This is a genomic window from Stenotrophomonas sp. 89682_Sma (assembly GCF_056481405.1).
The window spans coordinates 2,304,802-2,321,107 of record NZ_CM151147.1; the positions used below are offsets into that span (position 1 = coordinate 2,304,802).

The 16,306-nt window shown below is 64.8% G+C and carries 11 protein-coding genes and 1 pseudogene; 5 read left to right on the forward strand and 7 right to left on the reverse strand.

Translation table 11 applies throughout. The annotated features are described in order from the left end of the window. Positions 1–102 precede the first annotated feature (102 nt). Positions 103–1,683 carry an ATP-dependent nuclease gene (locus ACZK29_RS10715; RefSeq protein WP_021201904.1) on the forward strand — a complete coding sequence of 527 codons (1,581 nt, stop codon included), beginning with the start codon at positions 103–105 and terminating at the stop codon, positions 1,681–1,683. Beyond that, positions 1,661–2,758: a UvrD-helicase domain-containing protein gene (locus tag ACZK29_RS10720; RefSeq protein WP_012480224.1), complete on the forward strand. Its 1,098-nt coding sequence runs from the start codon at positions 1,661–1,663 to the stop codon at positions 2,756–2,758. Before ACZK29_RS10715 ends, ACZK29_RS10720 begins: the two co-directional genes overlap by 23 nt. A gap of 15 nt (positions 2,759–2,773) precedes the next feature. Here the strand turns inward: ACZK29_RS10720 and ACZK29_RS10725 are convergent, their stop codons facing one another. From ACZK29_RS10725 to ACZK29_RS10755, 7 genes are read right to left on the reverse strand one after another with little or no spacing between them, the layout of a single operon-like run. After that, on the reverse strand, positions 2,774–3,049 hold the full coding sequence (locus ACZK29_RS10725) for a hypothetical protein (RefSeq protein WP_019184735.1): 276 nt from the start codon (positions 3,047–3,049) through the stop codon (positions 2,774–2,776). Then, positions 3,046–6,237 carry an efflux RND transporter permease subunit gene (locus ACZK29_RS10730; protein WP_021201905.1) on the reverse strand — a complete coding sequence of 1,064 codons (3,192 nt, stop codon included), beginning with the start codon at positions 6,235–6,237 and terminating at the stop codon, positions 3,046–3,048. Before ACZK29_RS10730 ends, ACZK29_RS10725 begins: the two co-directional genes overlap by 4 nt. An 8-nt stretch (positions 6,238–6,245) precedes the next feature. Continuing rightward, positions 6,246–7,196 carry an efflux RND transporter periplasmic adaptor subunit gene (locus ACZK29_RS10735; RefSeq protein ID WP_021201906.1) on the reverse strand — a complete coding sequence of 317 codons (951 nt, stop codon included), beginning with the start codon at positions 7,194–7,196 and terminating at the stop codon, positions 6,246–6,248. Then, positions 7,193–8,470 carry a TolC family protein gene (locus ACZK29_RS10740; protein WP_478447025.1) on the reverse strand — a complete coding sequence of 426 codons (1,278 nt, stop codon included), beginning with the start codon at positions 8,468–8,470 and terminating at the stop codon, positions 7,193–7,195. The genes ACZK29_RS10735 and ACZK29_RS10740 overlap by 4 nt, the downstream gene beginning before the upstream one ends. 55 nt (positions 8,471–8,525) lie before the next feature. Beyond that, the gene (locus ACZK29_RS10745; RefSeq protein WP_012480228.1) at positions 8,526–8,882 is read right to left on the reverse strand and encodes a hypothetical protein; all 357 of its coding nucleotides are present in this window, start codon (positions 8,880–8,882) and stop codon (positions 8,526–8,528) included. Continuing rightward, on the reverse strand, positions 8,879–9,496 hold the full coding sequence (locus ACZK29_RS10750) for a cation efflux transmembrane domain-containing protein (RefSeq protein WP_478447026.1): 618 nt from the start codon (positions 9,494–9,496) through the stop codon (positions 8,879–8,881). Before ACZK29_RS10750 ends, ACZK29_RS10745 begins: the two co-directional genes overlap by 4 nt. 24 nt (positions 9,497–9,520) lie before the next feature. Next, on the reverse strand, positions 9,521–11,479 hold the full coding sequence (locus tag ACZK29_RS10755; protein WP_478447027.1) for an FTR1 family protein: 1,959 nt from the start codon (positions 11,477–11,479) through the stop codon (positions 9,521–9,523). Between the two features lie 90 nt (positions 11,480–11,569). Between ACZK29_RS10755 and ACZK29_RS10760 the strand changes: the two genes are divergently transcribed. The 3 genes and pseudogenes from ACZK29_RS10760 to ACZK29_RS10770 all read left to right on the forward strand — a co-directional run bounded on the left by ACZK29_RS10760 (position 11,570) and on the right by ACZK29_RS10770 (position 16,268). Beyond that, positions 11,570–11,983, forward strand: a complete 414-nt coding sequence (locus ACZK29_RS10760; protein ID WP_012480230.1) for a MerR family transcriptional regulator — start codon at positions 11,570–11,572, stop codon at positions 11,981–11,983. Then, entirely contained in the window at positions 11,980–13,251 is a 1,272-nt protein-coding gene (locus ACZK29_RS10765; protein ID WP_005413373.1) for a site-specific integrase, read from the forward strand. The genes ACZK29_RS10760 and ACZK29_RS10765 overlap by 4 nt, the downstream gene beginning before the upstream one ends. 24 nt (positions 13,252–13,275) lie before the next feature. Then, positions 13,276–16,268, forward strand: a pseudogene (locus ACZK29_RS10770) (Tn3 family transposase). The last annotated feature ends 38 nt before the right edge of the window (positions 16,269–16,306 follow it).

Genomic DNA, 16,306 nt, shown 5'->3' on the forward strand with positions numbered 1-16,306 from the left:
GGGCCGGCGATCGCTGGGTAGTATGGCCCAGAGCGGAAAGGAGGCCAGCCAGGGTGCAGGCAGGCTCCGCCACCGAGCCCGTTGGCCATCAAAGGACTGTGCATGCCGATCGAACGTATCGTCATCGACAACTTCAAGTCGTTTCGCCATCTGGACCTGCCCCTCAATGCCCACATGAACCTGGTGGTGGGCGACAACGAGGTCGGTAAATCCACCCTGCTGGAGGCCATCCACGCGGTGGTCACCGGCCAGCTGCATGGGCGCAATCTTGCCTACGAGCTCACGCCCTACCTGTTCCACCAGCCCATGGTGCAGGAGTACTTGGGAGCGCTTGCCACGGGCACGCCGGCCTCGCCGCCACGGATCTCCATCGAAGCCTATTTGGGCGCCGACGCCGCGCTGGCGTCGTTACGCGGCACCAACAACTCCCTGCGTCTGGATACCGCCGGCATCCGGCTGCTGGTCGAGCTCAACGACGACTACCGCGAGGAGTTCAACGCCTACCTGCAGCAGCACCAGGGCGCGGTCAGCCTGCCGGTGGAGTACTACACGGTGCGCTGGTACTCCTTCGCCAACAATGGCGTCACCGCCCGTAGTATTCCGTTCGACTCGACCATCATCGACACGCACGGCATCAAGACCTTGTCCGGTGCCGATCGCTATATCGCCGGCATCATCGAGCAGGCACTGACGCCTGCGCAGCGCGTCTCGCTGTCGCTGAGCTTCCGCCGCATGCGGCAGAGCTTTTCCGAAGAAGCGGATGTGGCAGCGATCAATGCCTACTTGACCGAGCACACCGGGGACATCAGCCACAGGGCATTGACGGTAGGCGTGGACACATCGCCGCGCTCAACGTGGGAAACCAGCCTGTCACCCTACCTGGATGAGCTCCCGTTCACCCAGGCCGGCAAGGGCGAGCAAAGCGCGGTGAAGATGAAGCTGGCGATGCACGCGGCCGGCGCGGCTCACGTGCTGCTGATCGAGGAGCCGGAGAACCATCTGTCCTATTCCAGCATGACCCAGCTGATCGACAAGATTGCGGCCCTCTCCACCGCCCAGCAGGTGATCATCGCCACCCACAGCAGCTTCGTGTTGAACAAGCTGGGCGTGGACAACGTGATCCTGTTCAGCGCGCAAGGCCAGATGAAGCTGGACCAGCTGCCCAGCGATACCCACGACTATTTCATGAAGCTGCCGGGCCACGACACGCTGCGGTTGATCCTGGCCAAGCAGGCGATCCTGGTGGAAGGCCCTTCCGACGAACTGATCGTGCAGCGTGCCTACAGTGACCATCACGGCGTGGCGCCGATGGCTCACGGCGTAGACATCATTTCGGTCAAGTCGTTGGCATTCAAACGCTTCTTGCAGATTGCCGATCGACTGAGGATTCAGGCCAAGGTGATCACCGACAACGACGGTGATATCGCAGTTGTGCAAGAGCGCTATGCCGAGCACATCAACGCGATCTATTACGATTCCGACGAGAGCGCCCCTTCGCTGGAAGAGCAGCTGATCAAAGCCAACTCGCTGGCCGAACTCAATACCGTGCTGGGCAAGGCCTTTGCCGATGAGGTGGCGCTGCTCAAGTACATGAAGGGCCATAAGACCGATACGGCCTTGGCGATTTTCAATAGCCCGCACTCGATCAGGTTCCCGGACTATGTCCAGCGTGCCATCACCTAACCGGGTCCTGCTCTCGGCAGCCGGCTCGGGCAAGACCACGTTGCTGGTCCGGCAGGCCTTGGAGCGACCTGGGCGCCGCATCGCGATTGTCACCTACACGCTGGAAAACCTGGAAGAGATCCGGCGCTCGTTTGAGGCCCACGCAGGCGCGGTCCCCGCGCATGTCACCTTGCACAGCTGGTATGGCTTTCTGCTGCGCCAGTGCATTCGCCCGTACCAAGCTGCGCTTTGCCCTGAGCCTCGCATCGAGACCATCCTGTTCGTAGAAGGTGTCACCAACAACCGCGCCCCACGCACCCAGGTGGCGCGCCACTACCTGGCGGGCAACCGGATGTATTCGGACCGAGCGGCCGATTTCGCTGTGCGCTGCGATGAGCTGACCCAAGGCCAGGTCGTGGCGCGATTGGCGGCGATGTACGACGAGCTCTACATCGACGAAGTCCAGGATCTGGCCGGCTTTGATCTGGATCTGGTCGAACGGCTGTTGAAGAGCGAGATTGCCATCACGTTGGTAGGCGATACGCGCCAAGCCACGTATGCCACCAACTATGCGCAAAGGTACAGCCAATACCGTGGTCCGAATCTGGCAGCGCTGTTTCAGATTTGGGAGGCCGACGGCTTATGCCGGCTGGATCACCGCCTCACCAGTCTGCGCTGCGTCCAGGCCCTGTGCGATATGGCTGACACGCTCTATCCGCAGATGCCGCGGACCCAATCAGGCAATGGCGAGGTCACCGGACACGATGGCATCTACCTCGTCGCTCCAGGGGATGTGGCCGCGTACATGCAGGAGTTCGCCCCCACCGTGCTCCGGCATGACCGGCGGCAGGCGTGCGACGGACTGCCGGCGGTGAACTTTGGGCAGTGCAAGGGCCGCACCTACAGTCGGGTCCTCATCTTTCCGAACGGGCCGTTGACGCAGTACCTGCGCACGGCCGATGCAGCGCGTATCACCGCGCCGCCGAAATACTACGTGGCCTTCACCCGGGCGCGGCAAAGCGTGGCCTTTGTGTATGCCGGCGCGTGCGCGTTGCCGGGTCATCAGCTCTATGCGCCTGCCAGCGCAGACGCATAGAGCCAGGGGCTGCGATCACATCTTCTTTAACGGCGCCGCGGTGGGCGGCGGCGGTACCGGGCCCGGGTCGTTGAAACACAGCATGATCTGATCGATGCCGAATTGATCGGCCAGGACCTGGGCAATCACAGCATGCACCAGGTCCAGGTCGACCGAGGGCGCCGCGACCGTGATGGTGGCCGCGATCGCACGGCCATGCTCACCGGCGACCAGGCGCAGGTCGTCCACCGCTTTCACGCCCGGGTCGGTAAACATCGCCGCACGGACCTGTTCCAGGTTGAGCTCGTTCATGGGGACTCCAAAGCAGTGCTACCGGCGCGGGGAGCTCGGTCGCGATGCAGCCAACGATAGAGCACCGGCAGCACCAACAAGGTCAATGCGGTGGATGAGACGATGCCGCCGATGACGACAGTGGCCAGCGGCCGCTGCACTTCCGAGCCAGCACCGACATTCAAGGCCATGGGTAGGAAGCCCAGCGAGGCTACCAGGGCGGTCATCAACACCGGTCGCAGGCGTCCAAGGGCGCCGTCGCGCACAGCGTCGTCTAGCGGATCGCCCTGTTCGCGCAGACGGCGGATGAAGGCGATCATGACCAGCCCGTTGAGTACGGCCACGCCCGACAGCGCGATGAAGCCCACACCGGCAGAGATCGACAACGGAATCCCGCGCAGAGCCAGTGCCAGCACACCGCCGGTCAGCGCCAGCGGCACGCCACTGAACACAATGGCCGCATCCTTGGCCGAGCCGAAGGCCATGAATAGCAGAGCGAAGATCAACGCCAGTGTCACCGGAACGACCACGCCCAGGCGTTGGGTGGCCGAGATCAGCTGCTCGAAGGTGCCGCCGTAATCGATCCAGTAGCCCTCTGGAAGCGCGGCATCCTGGCCGATGCGTGTGCGCAACTCGCCGACGAACCCGCCCAGATCGCGCTCGCGCACGTTGGCGGTGATCACCACGCGGCGCTTGCCGTTCTCGCGGTTGATCTGATTGGGCCCGCGCTCTACCTGGATCTTCGCCACTTCCCGCAGCGGCACCGTGCGAGGCCCCCCATTGGCGCCGGCGGCCAGACGGCTGGACTCATCGACACTGGTGCTTGCCGGCAGCGGAATGGGCAGATCTGCCAGCACAGCGGGGTCTTGGCGCTGCGCTTCGGGCAGGCGCACGACCAGGTCGAAGCGGCGGTCGCCCTCGATCAACTGGCCGGCAACACTGCCCCCAATGGCGGTGGCCACCGTTTCCTGCACATCGCCCGGGTTCAGGCCATACCGTGCCAATGCCGCCGGATCTGGCGTGATGGTCAGCAGCGGCAGGCCGGAGACCTGCTCGGCCTTGACGTCTTCGGCGCCGGGGACGCTACGCATGACCCGCTCGACCCGGCTGGCCAGGCGCGTCAACTGGTCAAGGTTGTCGCCGTAGACCTTGACCGCCACGTCCGAACGGACGCCGGAGATCAACTCGTTGGTGCGCATCTGGATGGGCTGGGTGAACTCGTAGTTGCTGCCCGGGATTTCCTTGGCCGCCGCCTCCAGCTCTTCCACCAGCTCGGCCTTGGGCTTGCGCGGGTCGGGCCACTGGTCGCGGGGCTTGAGCATCAGGAAGGTGTCGGCCATCGACGGCGGCATAGGATCGGTGGCCACCTCGGCGGTGCCGATCTTTGAGAAGATGTTGGCCACCTCCGGGAACTGGGCCAGGCGCTTCTCCAGCGTTTCCTGCATGGCCACCGACTGCTCCAAGCTGGTGCCGGGAATACGCATGGGCTGCAAGGTGATGTCGCCCTCATCCAGGCTCGGCACGAACTCCGAACCCAAGCGGGTGGCCAGCACGCCACAGCCCACCACCAGCACGGCCGCGCCGGCCAGCACCACCACGCGCCGACGCAGGGCCCAATCCAGCAGCGGCGTATAACGGGCACGCGACCAGCGCATCAGGCGGTTGTCGTGCTCAGCCACACGGCCGCGCAGGAAGCTGGCGATCGCCGCCGGCACGAAGGTCAGCGACAACACCATGGCGCCGGTCAGGGCCAGCACCACCGTGATCGCCATCGGGTGGAACATTTTTCCTTCTACCCCGGACAGCGCGAAGATCGGCAGGTAGACCGCGGCGATGATGCCCAGGCCAAACAAGCTGGGACGGATCACCTCGGCGGTGGCCGAGGCGGTCAGGTCATAGCGCTCTTCATCGTTGAGCTGGCGGCCCAGCGCGTGCTGCGCCTCGCCGAACCGGCGCAGACAGTTCTCGATGATGATCACCGCCCCGTCCACGATCAGGCCGAAGTCCAGCGCGCCCAGGCTCATCAGGTTGCCCGACACGCCGCCACGCACCATGCCGATGATGGTGAACAGCATCGCCAACGGGATCACCGCCGCGGTGATCAACGAGGCGCGCACATTGCCCAGCAGCAGGAACAGCACCACCACCACCAGCAGCGCGCCCTCGATCAGGTTCTTGGACACCGTGCCGATGGTGCGATCCACCAGTGCGGTGCGGTCATAGACGGCCTTGGCATGGACGCCGGCAGGCAGGCTGGCGTTGGCGGCATCCAGCTTGGCCGCGGCCGCCTGGGAGACTTCCCGGCTGTTGGCGCCGAACAACATGAAGGCGGTACCGACCACGACCTCGTGGCCATTCTGGGTGGCCGCGCCCGTGCGCAGCTCCTTGCCTTCGCCCACGCTAGCGACGTCGCGCACCCGAATGGGCACGCCATCGCGCCGGTCCAGTACGATGTTGCCGATTGCCTCCAGATTGGCTAGCTGGCCCGGCACGCGCACCAGGAACTGCTGTCCGTTGCGCTCGATGTAGCCGGCGCCGATGTTCTGGTTGTTGCGCATGACCGCGGCGACCACGTCGTTCAACGTGAAGCCCAGCGCCACCAACTGAGCTGGATCGGGAGTGATGTGGATCTGCCGCTCGAAGCCGCCGATGGTGTTGACCTCGGTGACGCCGGGCGTGGTGCGCAGCTGCGGCCGGATCACCCAGTCCTGCAGGGTGCGCAGGTCCGTGGCCGTGTACGGGGTGCCGTCGGGCTTGCGAGCGTTGGGCTCGGCCTCCACGGTGTACATGAAGATCTCGCCCAACCCGGTGGAGATCGGCCCCATTTCCGGGTCCAACCCTTCGGGAAGCTGGGAGGCGATCTGCTGCAGGCGCTCGGCGACCTGCTGGCGGGCAAAGTACAGGTCGGTGCCGTCCTTGAAGACGACGGTGACCTGCGAAAGCCCGTAGCGCGACAGCGAGCGGCTGTAGTCCAGCTTGGGCAGACCGGCCATGGCCGTTTCGATGGCAAAGGTGACCCGTTGTTCGGCCTCCAGCGGCGAGTAACCCGGGGCCTGGGTGTTGATCTGGACCTGGACGTTGGTGATGTCGGGTGTGGCGTCAATGGAAAGGTGACGGTAGCTCCACACGCCCAGCGCAACCAGCGCAGCGGTGAGCACTAGCGTCAGCCAGCGATGGCGGATGGACAGCCCAATGAGGCGTTCGAGCATGGCGGGCCTCATTCTTCTTCCACGGTGGACTTTTCGATGTCGGCCTTGATCAGGAAGCTTTGGGCCACCACCACCTGTTCACCGGCCTTGAGGCCTTCCAGCACTTCGGCGCGTTCGGCGTCGCGGCGCCCCAGCTTCACCGGCCGGGTGTGGTAGGTTTCGCCCTGCTGCACGTAGACCACGTCCTGGTCTTCTGCGGTCTGCAGCGCCGTGATCGGCACCACCAACGCTGCCGATTGGCGATCCACGGTGACCCGCGCCTTGACCGCCGACCCCGGCCGCCACAGGCCATCGGTGTTGGCCACCGTGCCGCGCGCAATGGTGCTTTGGCTGGCGGTGGCGGTGCCGGGCAGGACGCGCTCCAAGGTGGTCTGTGCGGTGACGCCATCGCTCAAGCGGGTAACCGTCACCGGCACGCCAGCACCGATGTGCTGGGCGTCGGCGCCGAAGATGTGCAGGTCCACCCACAGCGTGGACAGGTCGGCGACCTCAAACAGCGGCGCGCCCTCAGCGGCGGCCATGCCTACGGCGGCCGTGCGCGCCATGACCACGCCACTGATCGGCGCGGTGACGGTATAGGTGGTCAGGCTCAGGTTGCTCTCTACCGTGGCCAGTGCCTGGCCGGCCCGTACCTGATCACCCACGCCCGCACGCACGGAGCGGACCGGTCCGGGGAAGCGTGCCGTGACCTGCGCGATGCGACCGTCAATCGGGGTCAACAGCCCTTGCACCTCATGCTCGTCAGCAATCTCACCGGGGCCTGCCGGTGCGACCTGGATACCCGCTGCCTGCGCAGCTTTGGCGGCAATCTTGGTTTCCAGCGGCGCTTCCTCGTGCTCGCCGTGCTCTTCGCCCTCAGCGGCGGCGCCGCCTTCGGACGCTTCGTTGGGGGCCGACGCGTTGCAGGCGGCCAGCATCATCAGGGCCATGCCCAGTGCGGTCCAGGAAAAGCGATTCATGGGGTCTCTCCGGTGGAAGCAGCCGCCGGCGGCGCGACAAGCGCCTGGCCGGTCAGGCGTTGAATTTCGATCAGGGCGCGCTGCGCATCGAGCGCCACGTCCAGCTGCTGCTGGGCCATGGCCGTGCGTTCGGACTGCAGCTGTGCCCATTCCAGGTAGCTGATCGCGCCGGCGCGATAGGCGCGCTCGGCGGCCTGCTCAGCCCGGGCCAACTTCGGCAGCACCTCGCCTTGCAGCCGTGCCACCTCGGCCTGCGCCACGGTGTAGCGACCATGGGCTTCGACCAGCGTGGAATACAGCGACAGGCCCTTGGCCTCGCGCTCGACCGTCAGAACCTCCAGCTCGGCTTCGCCGGCGCGGATCTCCGGCTGCGCGCGGCTGCGGCTGCCCAGTGGCATGGACAGGCTGGCCACCAGCGCGGTGTCGTCAGTCTCCTGCAGGCGGCGCACGCCCAGCTGCCACGACAAGTCCGGCGAGGCCGCCGAACGCGCCAGCTGCAGTCGTGCCTGCGCGATCCGGCGGGCATCGGCAAACTGCGCCAACTCGGGAGTGCGCTCCAATTCCTCGGCCAGCGACTGCATGGACGCGATCGCCGGCAGGGTCATGGGATCCGCCGCGGCCACCTCGAAGCTCGGAGCACGTTCGCCCCAGAGGGCAGCAAGGTGCTGCCGGGCGGCAATGCGCTGCTGCTCGGCCCGATCACGGGTCAATTCTGCTCTCGCCAGTGCTGCTTGTGCGGTGAGCATCACCGATTCGGGAGACGCGCCAGCCTGCAGGCGCTGCCGGGCAGCGGCGACGGTCCGCTGGCGCTGGCCGACATCCATGTTCGCCAGGCTGCGTTGCCGGTCGGCACCGACAACGGCCAAATAGCGCTGCGCCGTCTCGGCGAGCAGGTCCAGCCGCCCGGTCTCGCGCTGCACGGCCAGTGCATCAATCCGGCTTTGGGCCAAGGTGCGGCGGGCGTCGAGCTTGCCGCCGCGCTCCAGGACCGAGCTCAGGCTCAAGGTCAACTCCGCGCTGTCCAGGCCACGGGCCGCGCCCGTGCCCAGCGCATTTTCAACCTCCGCCCCCAACGTCCACGGTGGCCGCTGCACGGCCTGGTCGCGCTCGGCAGCGAGCACCGTGGCTCGCGCATCGACCAGGCGCAGCTCGGGGTGGGTTTGGGCCACGCGTGCAAACGCGTCGTCCAAGGTCATCAGCTCTTCTGCTGTCGCCGGCGTTGCCGCCGCGCTCAACAGTAGCCACGCGGCCAGGGCCGCCAATCGCACATGCATGAAGTACTCCAGAATTTTCGATAGCCAACAGGGATCCGGCGCACGCCGGCGCGCATCACCCTGCGATCGGCGGCCGGAACGGCGCGAGCAGGTGCTCATGCCGATATCTGTCCGCATGGGCTGTCGCCGACGGCCAATGCCGGCCGATATGAGCAATGGCCAACACTATTTCTGGAGCCGGCGCGGCCTGGCTACAGCACAGCACCAGCTGCTGTAGCCGGTGCAGCGCGGCGTCTACGCCACGCTCGGAAGCTGGTGATGCCACTGCCGGGTCATGGTCGGCCGCGGCCAGATGGGTTTGAGCATGGAGCTCGCCAACCACTGCCAGCACCGGCTGCGTCACAAGGCCCACGGCCAAGTGCGCCAGCAGCAGCCAGCGCAGGCCACAGCTCAGCCGGCCAAGCGCTGTCATGCAGGCGTTTTGCGCGCGTCGGCACGCGCCCGGCGAGCATCACCCAAGATCTCGAAAGCCTCCTTGATCACATACAGGCCGATCAGGGCGCCGATCACGAAATCCGGGTAGGGGCTGGCCAGCCACCACACCAACAGGCCGGCCAGAATCACCCCAACGTTGGCCACCACATCGGCGCGGGTAAACAGCCAGGTCGCTCGCAGATGCACTTCGCCAGACTTCAAGGGGGCGAGCATACGGAGCACCTTCAGGTTCACGGCCAGCGAGACCAGAGCGGTACCGATCATCCAACCGCTGACCGGCTCGGCGCCGTACATCACCCGGCGGCCGACTTCGACCAGCACGCCTACGCCCAGCACCAGCAGCACGCTGCCACTGACCCACGCGGCGTTGGCCTTGAAGTGCGCCGTGCGCCCGATAGCGACCAGGCCAATGGCATAGGCGGTGGCGTCAGACAGCATGTCCAGCGCGTCAGCCAGCAGCCCGGTGGAATGGGCAATCCAGCCGGCAATGCCGCCGATCACGGCCATCGCTGCATTCAGGACCAAGGCGATCCAGAGGATGCGTCGCTCCTCCTTGTTCTTGGCTTCGTGGTGGCACCCGCAATCACTCATGTCTTGGTCCTCTGCTGTGTTGTTTCATTGCTTGTTTGCGCCTGGCTGTCTACGCACACCGGAACGGGCATTGGCGAGGAACCCCACGATGGCGGCGGTGCCTACCAATACCTGCGCCAGCAGCGACTGCCAGGTGGGATACAGGCCGATCCACTCGATGCGCGGCAACGCGAGCGGTGTTTGAGAGATCCAGCCCGCTTCCTGCAACGCGGCCACGCCTTTACCGATCAGGATGACCGCCATCACCGCGATGAGAATCGAGCTGATCGAAAAGAACCGGCCAATCGGCAGCCGCCTGCTCATGCGCAGCATCCAGTACGCCACCGCAGCCAACACCGCGATTCCCGCCACCAGGCCTGCGAGGATGGCGGTGGACGCCTGATCGCTCCACATCGCGATGTAGAACAAGATCGTCTCAAACACCTCGCGGTACACCGCGACAAAGGCCAGCATGAACAGGAAAACAGCCGAGCGCCGTGTCAGCGCAGTCGTCAGCTTGGCGTGCAGGTACTCCTGCCACCGCCCTGCAAGCCTCTTTTGGTGCATCCAGATGCCTACGCTGAGCAGGACAGCGGCAGCGAACAAGGCCGAGACGCCCTCAGTGACTTCCCGGTTCGCACCGCTGATATCAACAAAGTAAGTGGCCACTGCCCAGGTAGCTGCGCCTGCCAACAACGCGCAGATCCAACCCGCATGCACATACGGCAACACATCAGACCGCTCGGCTTTACGCAAGAACGCCACGATACCAATCACGATCAGCAGCGCTTCCAGTCCTTCGCGTACCAAGATGGTAAAGCTGCCTAGAAACGCGGTGCTGGCGCCTATTCGGGTGTCCTGCAGCGCCACGTCCGCGCGATCAAACAGCTGGGCAATTTGCGCTGCCTGCCCGGCAACGTCAGCCGCGGGCGCATGCTGATCCAGCTGCGCGCGGTAGCCTGCCATGGCCGTCTCGATCTCTCGCAGCAATGACGGATTGCGCGTGGCCAGCGTGGGTTCAAGCGGCTCTACACCATCCAGATAGGACGAGAGCGCAAGCTTTTTGGCTTGAGCCAGGTCCTCATCAGCGTAAGCGCGCTGGCTGGCGGCCAGTCGCTGCCGCGCCACCGCAAAGCGATCGGCTCCTGGTACCGCTTCGTTTACTGCCTGTGGCTGCGAACGCAGGTAGGCGATGATCGCGTTTGCCTGATCGGCGGGCATCGTGGTGGCAAGATCGGCCTCTCGCGTGCGTGTCAGCGCTTCGAGCGAGGGAATGTGCGTATGGGCCTCGGCACTGGTGCGCCATAACGCCTCACCTTGAGCCTTGGCTTGCGAGGAGTACCCCAAGCTGCCCACATAGAATGCCAACGCCCAGCGATCACTTTCTGACAGCCCAGAGAAGCTGACCATGCCGGTACCCGGCACACCCTGGGAAATGACCTCGTACAACGACAGCGGCGTTCGCTGCGCGGCGCGAGTGGCATCGGTGAACGCGATCGGCGGCGGACTTAACGCTTGCGCGGCGGGGCCATCACCGTGACCTGTGGGGCCGTGACAGGCCGCGCACTGCTGGCTGTAGATGGACGCGGCCTGGGAGGTCTTCGGCGCGCTCGCCGGAACAGCGCCGATCGGGTAGCGGGCCAACAGCGTCGTGCCGAGCCCGCGCGCCAACGTTGCCACTTGCGCCGGGTCGGCCTTCTCTGCCACCGCCTGGACCAGGCGGTCGGCCTGGGCCGTCAGCTCCTGCTGGTTCTGGCCACCGGGCAATGCTGCCAGCTGACTGCGCACGGCGCCGGCAAACTCGCTCATTTCGGCGTATTCGTTGGGGGCAATTACGCGACCGGCCTGGACCGCGCCGGGGTAGTCGACCGCGATGTAATCGAGCATCTGCCAGGTTTGGCGCAGGTCTGCTGCGGCAGGCTCCGCCTGAGCAGAAGCGGGCAGAACCCAGCCGATCAGCAAGGCAATCAGGCAGTAGCGAATCAAGGCGATGGGCAGTGGCATGGTCGTCACATGCAGCGCCGCGGCCGGAGTGGCGGCGGATACGGGTTCAGCGTAAAGTCCGTAGCTACTACGGAGTCAAGCGTACTACGAATGAAAATCAGTGAGGCTGCCGACGCCAGCGGATGCCACTTGGAGACGATTCGCTATTACGAGCGGATCGGGTTGCTGCCGCGCCCGGGGCGCACGGGCAACGGCTACCGGGTCTATGGCCCGGCCGACATCGAGCGGCTGCGCTTCATTGCGCGTGGCCGGGACCTGGGCTTCAGCCTGGAGGAGGTCCGCAGCCTGCTGCAGCTGGCCGGCGATGAGGAGCTTTCGTGCGGGGACGTGGACCGGTTGGCCCGCAGCCATCTGGCCGACGTGCGCGCCCGCATGGCCGACCTGCAGCGCATGGCCAGCGAGCTGGAACGGGTGATTGCCAGTTGCCATGGCGGGCAGCGGGCGGAATGCACCATCCTGTCGACGCTGCGCCAGACGACCTCGGTGGAGGCCACGCGCCAGTGACCGAACTGGACCGCTACCTCGATGCGGCCACGCGCCAGAACACGGTGCGCAGCTATGCGTCGGCGCTGCGGCACTTCGAGGTTGAATGGCAAGGCCACCTCCCAGCGACACCTGACAGCGTGGCCCGGTACCTGGCCGCTTATGCGCAGACCTTGGCGACCAGCACCCTCCGCCAACGTCTGGCGGCCATCGCCTCTTGGCACCGCGACCACGGCTTTGTCGACCCGACCCGATCGCCGCTGGTGCGCAAGGTGCTCAAAGGCATCCAGACCCTGCACCCGGGCCAGGTCAAGCAAGCCGCGCCGCTCCAGATTCGGCGGCTGGTCGAGCTCGATGACTGGCTGGCCGCGGCGATCGCTGCGGCACATGCCCGGGGCGATGGGCCGGCGGCGCTGCGCCATCAACGAGACCGAGCGCTGGTGCTGCTCGGGTTCTGGCGGGGATTCCGTGGCGATGAACTGCTGCGTCTGGACGTGGCCCATCTCACGCTGGTGCCGGGACAGGGGATGACCTGCTTCTTGCCACGCAGCAAGGGTGATCGCCAGGCAGCCGGCGTCACCTACAAGGTGCCGGCGCTGTCGCGGTTATGTCCGGTGGAGGCGACCCAGGCGTGGCTGCAGGCGGCCGACCTGCAAGAAGGGCCGGTGTTTCGGGCAGTCAACCAATGGGGCCAGGTGAGCGCCGAAGGCCTGCATCCCAACAGCTTGGTGCGCCTGCTGCGCGAGTTGCTGACCAGTGCCGGCTTTGCCGATGCGGGGCTCCACAGCAGCCATTCGTTGCGCCGCGGCTTTGCCAGCTGGGCCAACGACCAAGGCTGGGACATGAAGGCCTTGATGGAGTACGTGGGCTGGCGCGATGTGCAGTCGGCCATGCGTTACCTGGACGGGCGTGACCCGTTTGCCCGGGACCGCATTGAAGCAAGCCTGCCCAGTCCAACCGTGCCGGTACCGGCGATGGCACTGCCGGCGCCGGAGGGCAAATCGGCCCTGCAGCTGCGCCTGCGCATGGTGCTGACCCCGTTTGCTCGCACGGGCCGCGGCGCGGCCAAGGCCCGAGGCCGAATTGAAGAGATCTGCTTGGCCCCGTTCCAGGCTGTGCGCCTGAACACCGCCAGCAGCGAGTACCAGTTGACTGCTCCCACCGATCCCGAAAGGGATCTGGATGAAATCCTGGCCACGTTGCTCGATGACATGCACCGCATGGCCGATACGCACCAGTGCTTCCTGGAAGCGTCGCTCAGTACAGACGACGGCCGGCACTGGGACTGATCCCCCTCACACCCTCCGGATCCAATGGCTACCCTTCACGAGACCGCCTACCCGCGACTGAAGCCTGATCCCACCGCCAAGGAACTGGAGGAGATCTATACCCCGACCGCCGCTGAGATTGCATTCGCCAAGCAGCTGACCACCCAGCCGGGTCCGCAGCTGGCGGTACTGATTCATCTCAAGCTCTTCCAACGCTTGGGCTACTTCACGCTGTTGGCCGACGTACCCGAGCGGATCCGGAAGCACATCGCCAAGGCCGCCCGACTCGGGCGCGTATTGGACACCGACCAGCTCGAACGCTACGACGCTTCCGGCAGCCAGCGCCGGCATATGCCGCAGCTTCGGCAATTCATCGGGGTACGTCCCCTGGATAAATCGGGCTTGGCTTGGCTGGACACAGTGGCCACCGGAGCAGCCCAGACCAAGCACACCATCCCGGACATCGTGAACGTCCTGCTCGAAGAGCTGGTGCACCATCGCTACGAACTGCCCGGTTTCCGCACTCTGGAGCTGGCCGCCATCGGCGCCCGTGAGCGGGTCAATCTGGGCTACTACCGCAGCATCAGCCACGCGCTGACGCCTGCCACGCGCACGCTCATCGACGAACTGCTGCGCGCACCGGAAGGGTCCAGGTTCACCGGCTGGCAATCACTCAAGCGCGAGCCCGGCCGGCCCACCAACAAGGAAGTTCGGTTCTACCTGCAGCACATCCGCATGCTGCAGCAGTTGGCCGACCAGCTGCCTCCCATCGATGTGCCGGTGCCCAAGCTCAAGCAGTTCCGTGCAATGGCTCGGGCCTATGACGCCAGCGAGCTGGCCGAACTGGCTCCGGACAAGCGCTATGCGCTGGCCACCATCTTCATTCGCGCCCAGCATGCCAAGACACTGGATGATGCAGCCGAGTTGTTCATCAAGCAGGTGCGCGGGCTGGAGAACACGGCCCAGCAGAAATTGCTGGCCTACCAGCTCGAACATGCCAAACGGGCCGACTTCCTCATCGGCCAGCTCAAGGAAATCCTGCAGGCCTATCAGCTAGACGGCAGCGATAGTCAGCGCGTGGATGCCATCGACAACAGCCTGGAAGCGGAAGTGTCGACCTTGCTGGCCGAATGCGAAGAACATATGGCCTACGCCGGGAAGAACTACCTGCCTTTCATGCTGCAGCCCTATGGCGCGGTCAGGCCGCTGCTGTTCAATGGGCTGGAGCTGATGAAACTTCGGGCGACCAGCCACGACGCCGGCATGGAGCCGCTGATCGCAGCGGTGCTCTCGCTGCGCAACCAGCGCCGTGAGCTGATCGAGGTCGCCTCCCTCGGTTTGGACCCGGAAAAGGACTTTGACTGGATGTCCAAGCTCTGGTGTCAGCACGTGTTCGGCAAGCGGGCCAGTGCAGCCGGCGCCGGCTGGATGCACCGTAAGTACTTCGAGCTGGCCGTGCTGGTGCAGGTCAAGGACGAACTGAAGTCCGGAGATCTCTTCATTCCCAGCAGCGAACGGTTTGATGACTACCGTGAGCAGCTGGTCGATGAAGCCACCTTGGCCCAGGAACTGGAAGCCTACGGCCAGGTGTCAGGCCTGCCCACCGACGCCGAGTCTTTCGTGGCGGGATTACGTGCACAACTGACCTCCCTGGCCGATGAGGTCGACGCGCGTTTCCCGGAGAACGTACATGCGGACATCCTGGATGGGCGCCTGGTGCTGCGGAAGGGGCAACGCGCCGAAGTCTCCAGCGCGATTACCACGGTGGATCGCCTCATCGCCGAACGGCTTCCAGAATCCAGCATCGTCGATGTCCTGATCGATGCCAGCCAATGGCTGGATCTGCACCGTTTCTTCCGCCCGATCGCCGGCACCGAGAGCCAGGTCGAAGATCTGCCCCGACGTGTGATCACCACGCTATTCTGCTATGGCTGCAACCTGGGGCCGACGCAGACGGCGCGGTCGATCAAGGGCTTCAGCCGGCGCCAAGTCGCTTGGCTCAACCTGAAATACGTGACCGAGGATGTGCTTGAGAAGGCCATCGTGGAGGTCATCAATACCTACAACAAATTCGACCTGCCTGGCTATTGGGGCAGCGGCAGAGCGCATCAGCTGATGGCACGAAGTGGAGCGTCTACGAGGACAACCTGCTGTCGGAGTATCACATCCGCTACGGCGGCTACGGTGGCATCGGCTACTACCACGTGTCCGACAAATACGTAGCGCTGTTCAGCCACTTCATTCCCTGTGGCGTGCACGAGGGCATCTACATCCTCGACGGTCTGTTGGCCAACACTTCCGACATCCAGCCTGAGATCGTCCATGGCGACACGCAGGCCCAAAGCTATCCGGTCTTCGGCCTGGCCCACATGCTGGGCATCCAGCTGATGCCCCGGATCCGGAACATCAAGGACCTGACATTCTTTCGGCCCGAACCGGGTAGGGCTTATAAGAACATCCAGGCACTGTTCGGGGACAGCATCGACTGGCAACTGATCGCCACCCATCTCCACGACATGCTGCGGGTGGTGATCTCAATCCGATTGGGCAAGATCACCGCGTCCTCGATCCTGCGCCGGCTGGGCACCTACAGCCGGAAGAACAAGCTGTACTTCGCCTTCCGGGAACTTGGCAAGGCCGTTCGAACGCTGTTCTTGCTGCGCTACATTGATGACAATGAGATCCGCAAAACGATCCATGCTGCCACCAACAAGAGCGAGGAATACAACGGCTTCGTGAAATGGGTGTTCTTTGGCAGCCAGGGGATCATTGCTGAGAACGTCCAACACGAGCAGCGCAAGATCATCAAGTACAGCCAGCTGGTGGCCAACATGATCATCCTCCACAACGTGGAAGGCATGAGCCGGACCTTGGCCGAGATGAGGAAGGAGGGGATTGAACTGACGCCCGAGATCCTGGCCGGCCTGTCGCCTTATCGGACCAGCCACATCAATCGCTTCGGCGACTACCACCTGGATCTTGAAAGGGAAGTGGCGCCGCTGAGCTACACAGCCAAGGTGCTTGAACAGACCCCATAGATGGGGAGAACCTGATCGAGAGACGAGCAATCAACTTT

Excerpts from the sequence above, each read along its gene's own strand:
- ACZK29_RS10715 (WP_021201904.1), top strand. The coding sequence starts at position 103 with ATGCCGATCGAACGTATCGTCATCGACAACTTCAAGTCGTTTCGCCAT.
- ACZK29_RS10720 (WP_012480224.1), top strand. The coding sequence starts at position 1,661 with ATGTCCAGCGTGCCATCACCTAACCGGGTCCTGCTCTCGGCAGCCGGC.
- ACZK29_RS10725 (WP_019184735.1), bottom strand. The coding sequence starts at position 3,049 with ATGAACGAGCTCAACCTGGAACAGGTCCGTGCGGCGATGTTTACCGAC.
- ACZK29_RS10730 (WP_021201905.1), bottom strand. The coding sequence starts at position 6,237 with ATGCTCGAACGCCTCATTGGGCTGTCCATCCGCCATCGCTGGCTGACG.
- ACZK29_RS10735 (WP_021201906.1), bottom strand. The coding sequence starts at position 7,196 with ATGAATCGCTTTTCCTGGACCGCACTGGGCATGGCCCTGATGATGCTG.
- ACZK29_RS10740 (WP_478447025.1), bottom strand. The coding sequence starts at position 8,470 with ATGCATGTGCGATTGGCGGCCCTGGCCGCGTGGCTACTGTTGAGCGCG.
- ACZK29_RS10745 (WP_012480228.1), bottom strand. The coding sequence starts at position 8,882 with ATGACAGCGCTTGGCCGGCTGAGCTGTGGCCTGCGCTGGCTGCTGCTG.
- ACZK29_RS10750 (WP_478447026.1), bottom strand. The coding sequence starts at position 9,496 with ATGAGTGATTGCGGGTGCCACCACGAAGCCAAGAACAAGGAGGAGCGA.
- ACZK29_RS10755 (WP_478447027.1), bottom strand. The coding sequence starts at position 11,479 with ATGCCACTGCCCATCGCCTTGATTCGCTACTGCCTGATTGCCTTGCTG.
- ACZK29_RS10760 (WP_012480230.1), top strand. The coding sequence starts at position 11,570 with ATGAAAATCAGTGAGGCTGCCGACGCCAGCGGATGCCACTTGGAGACG.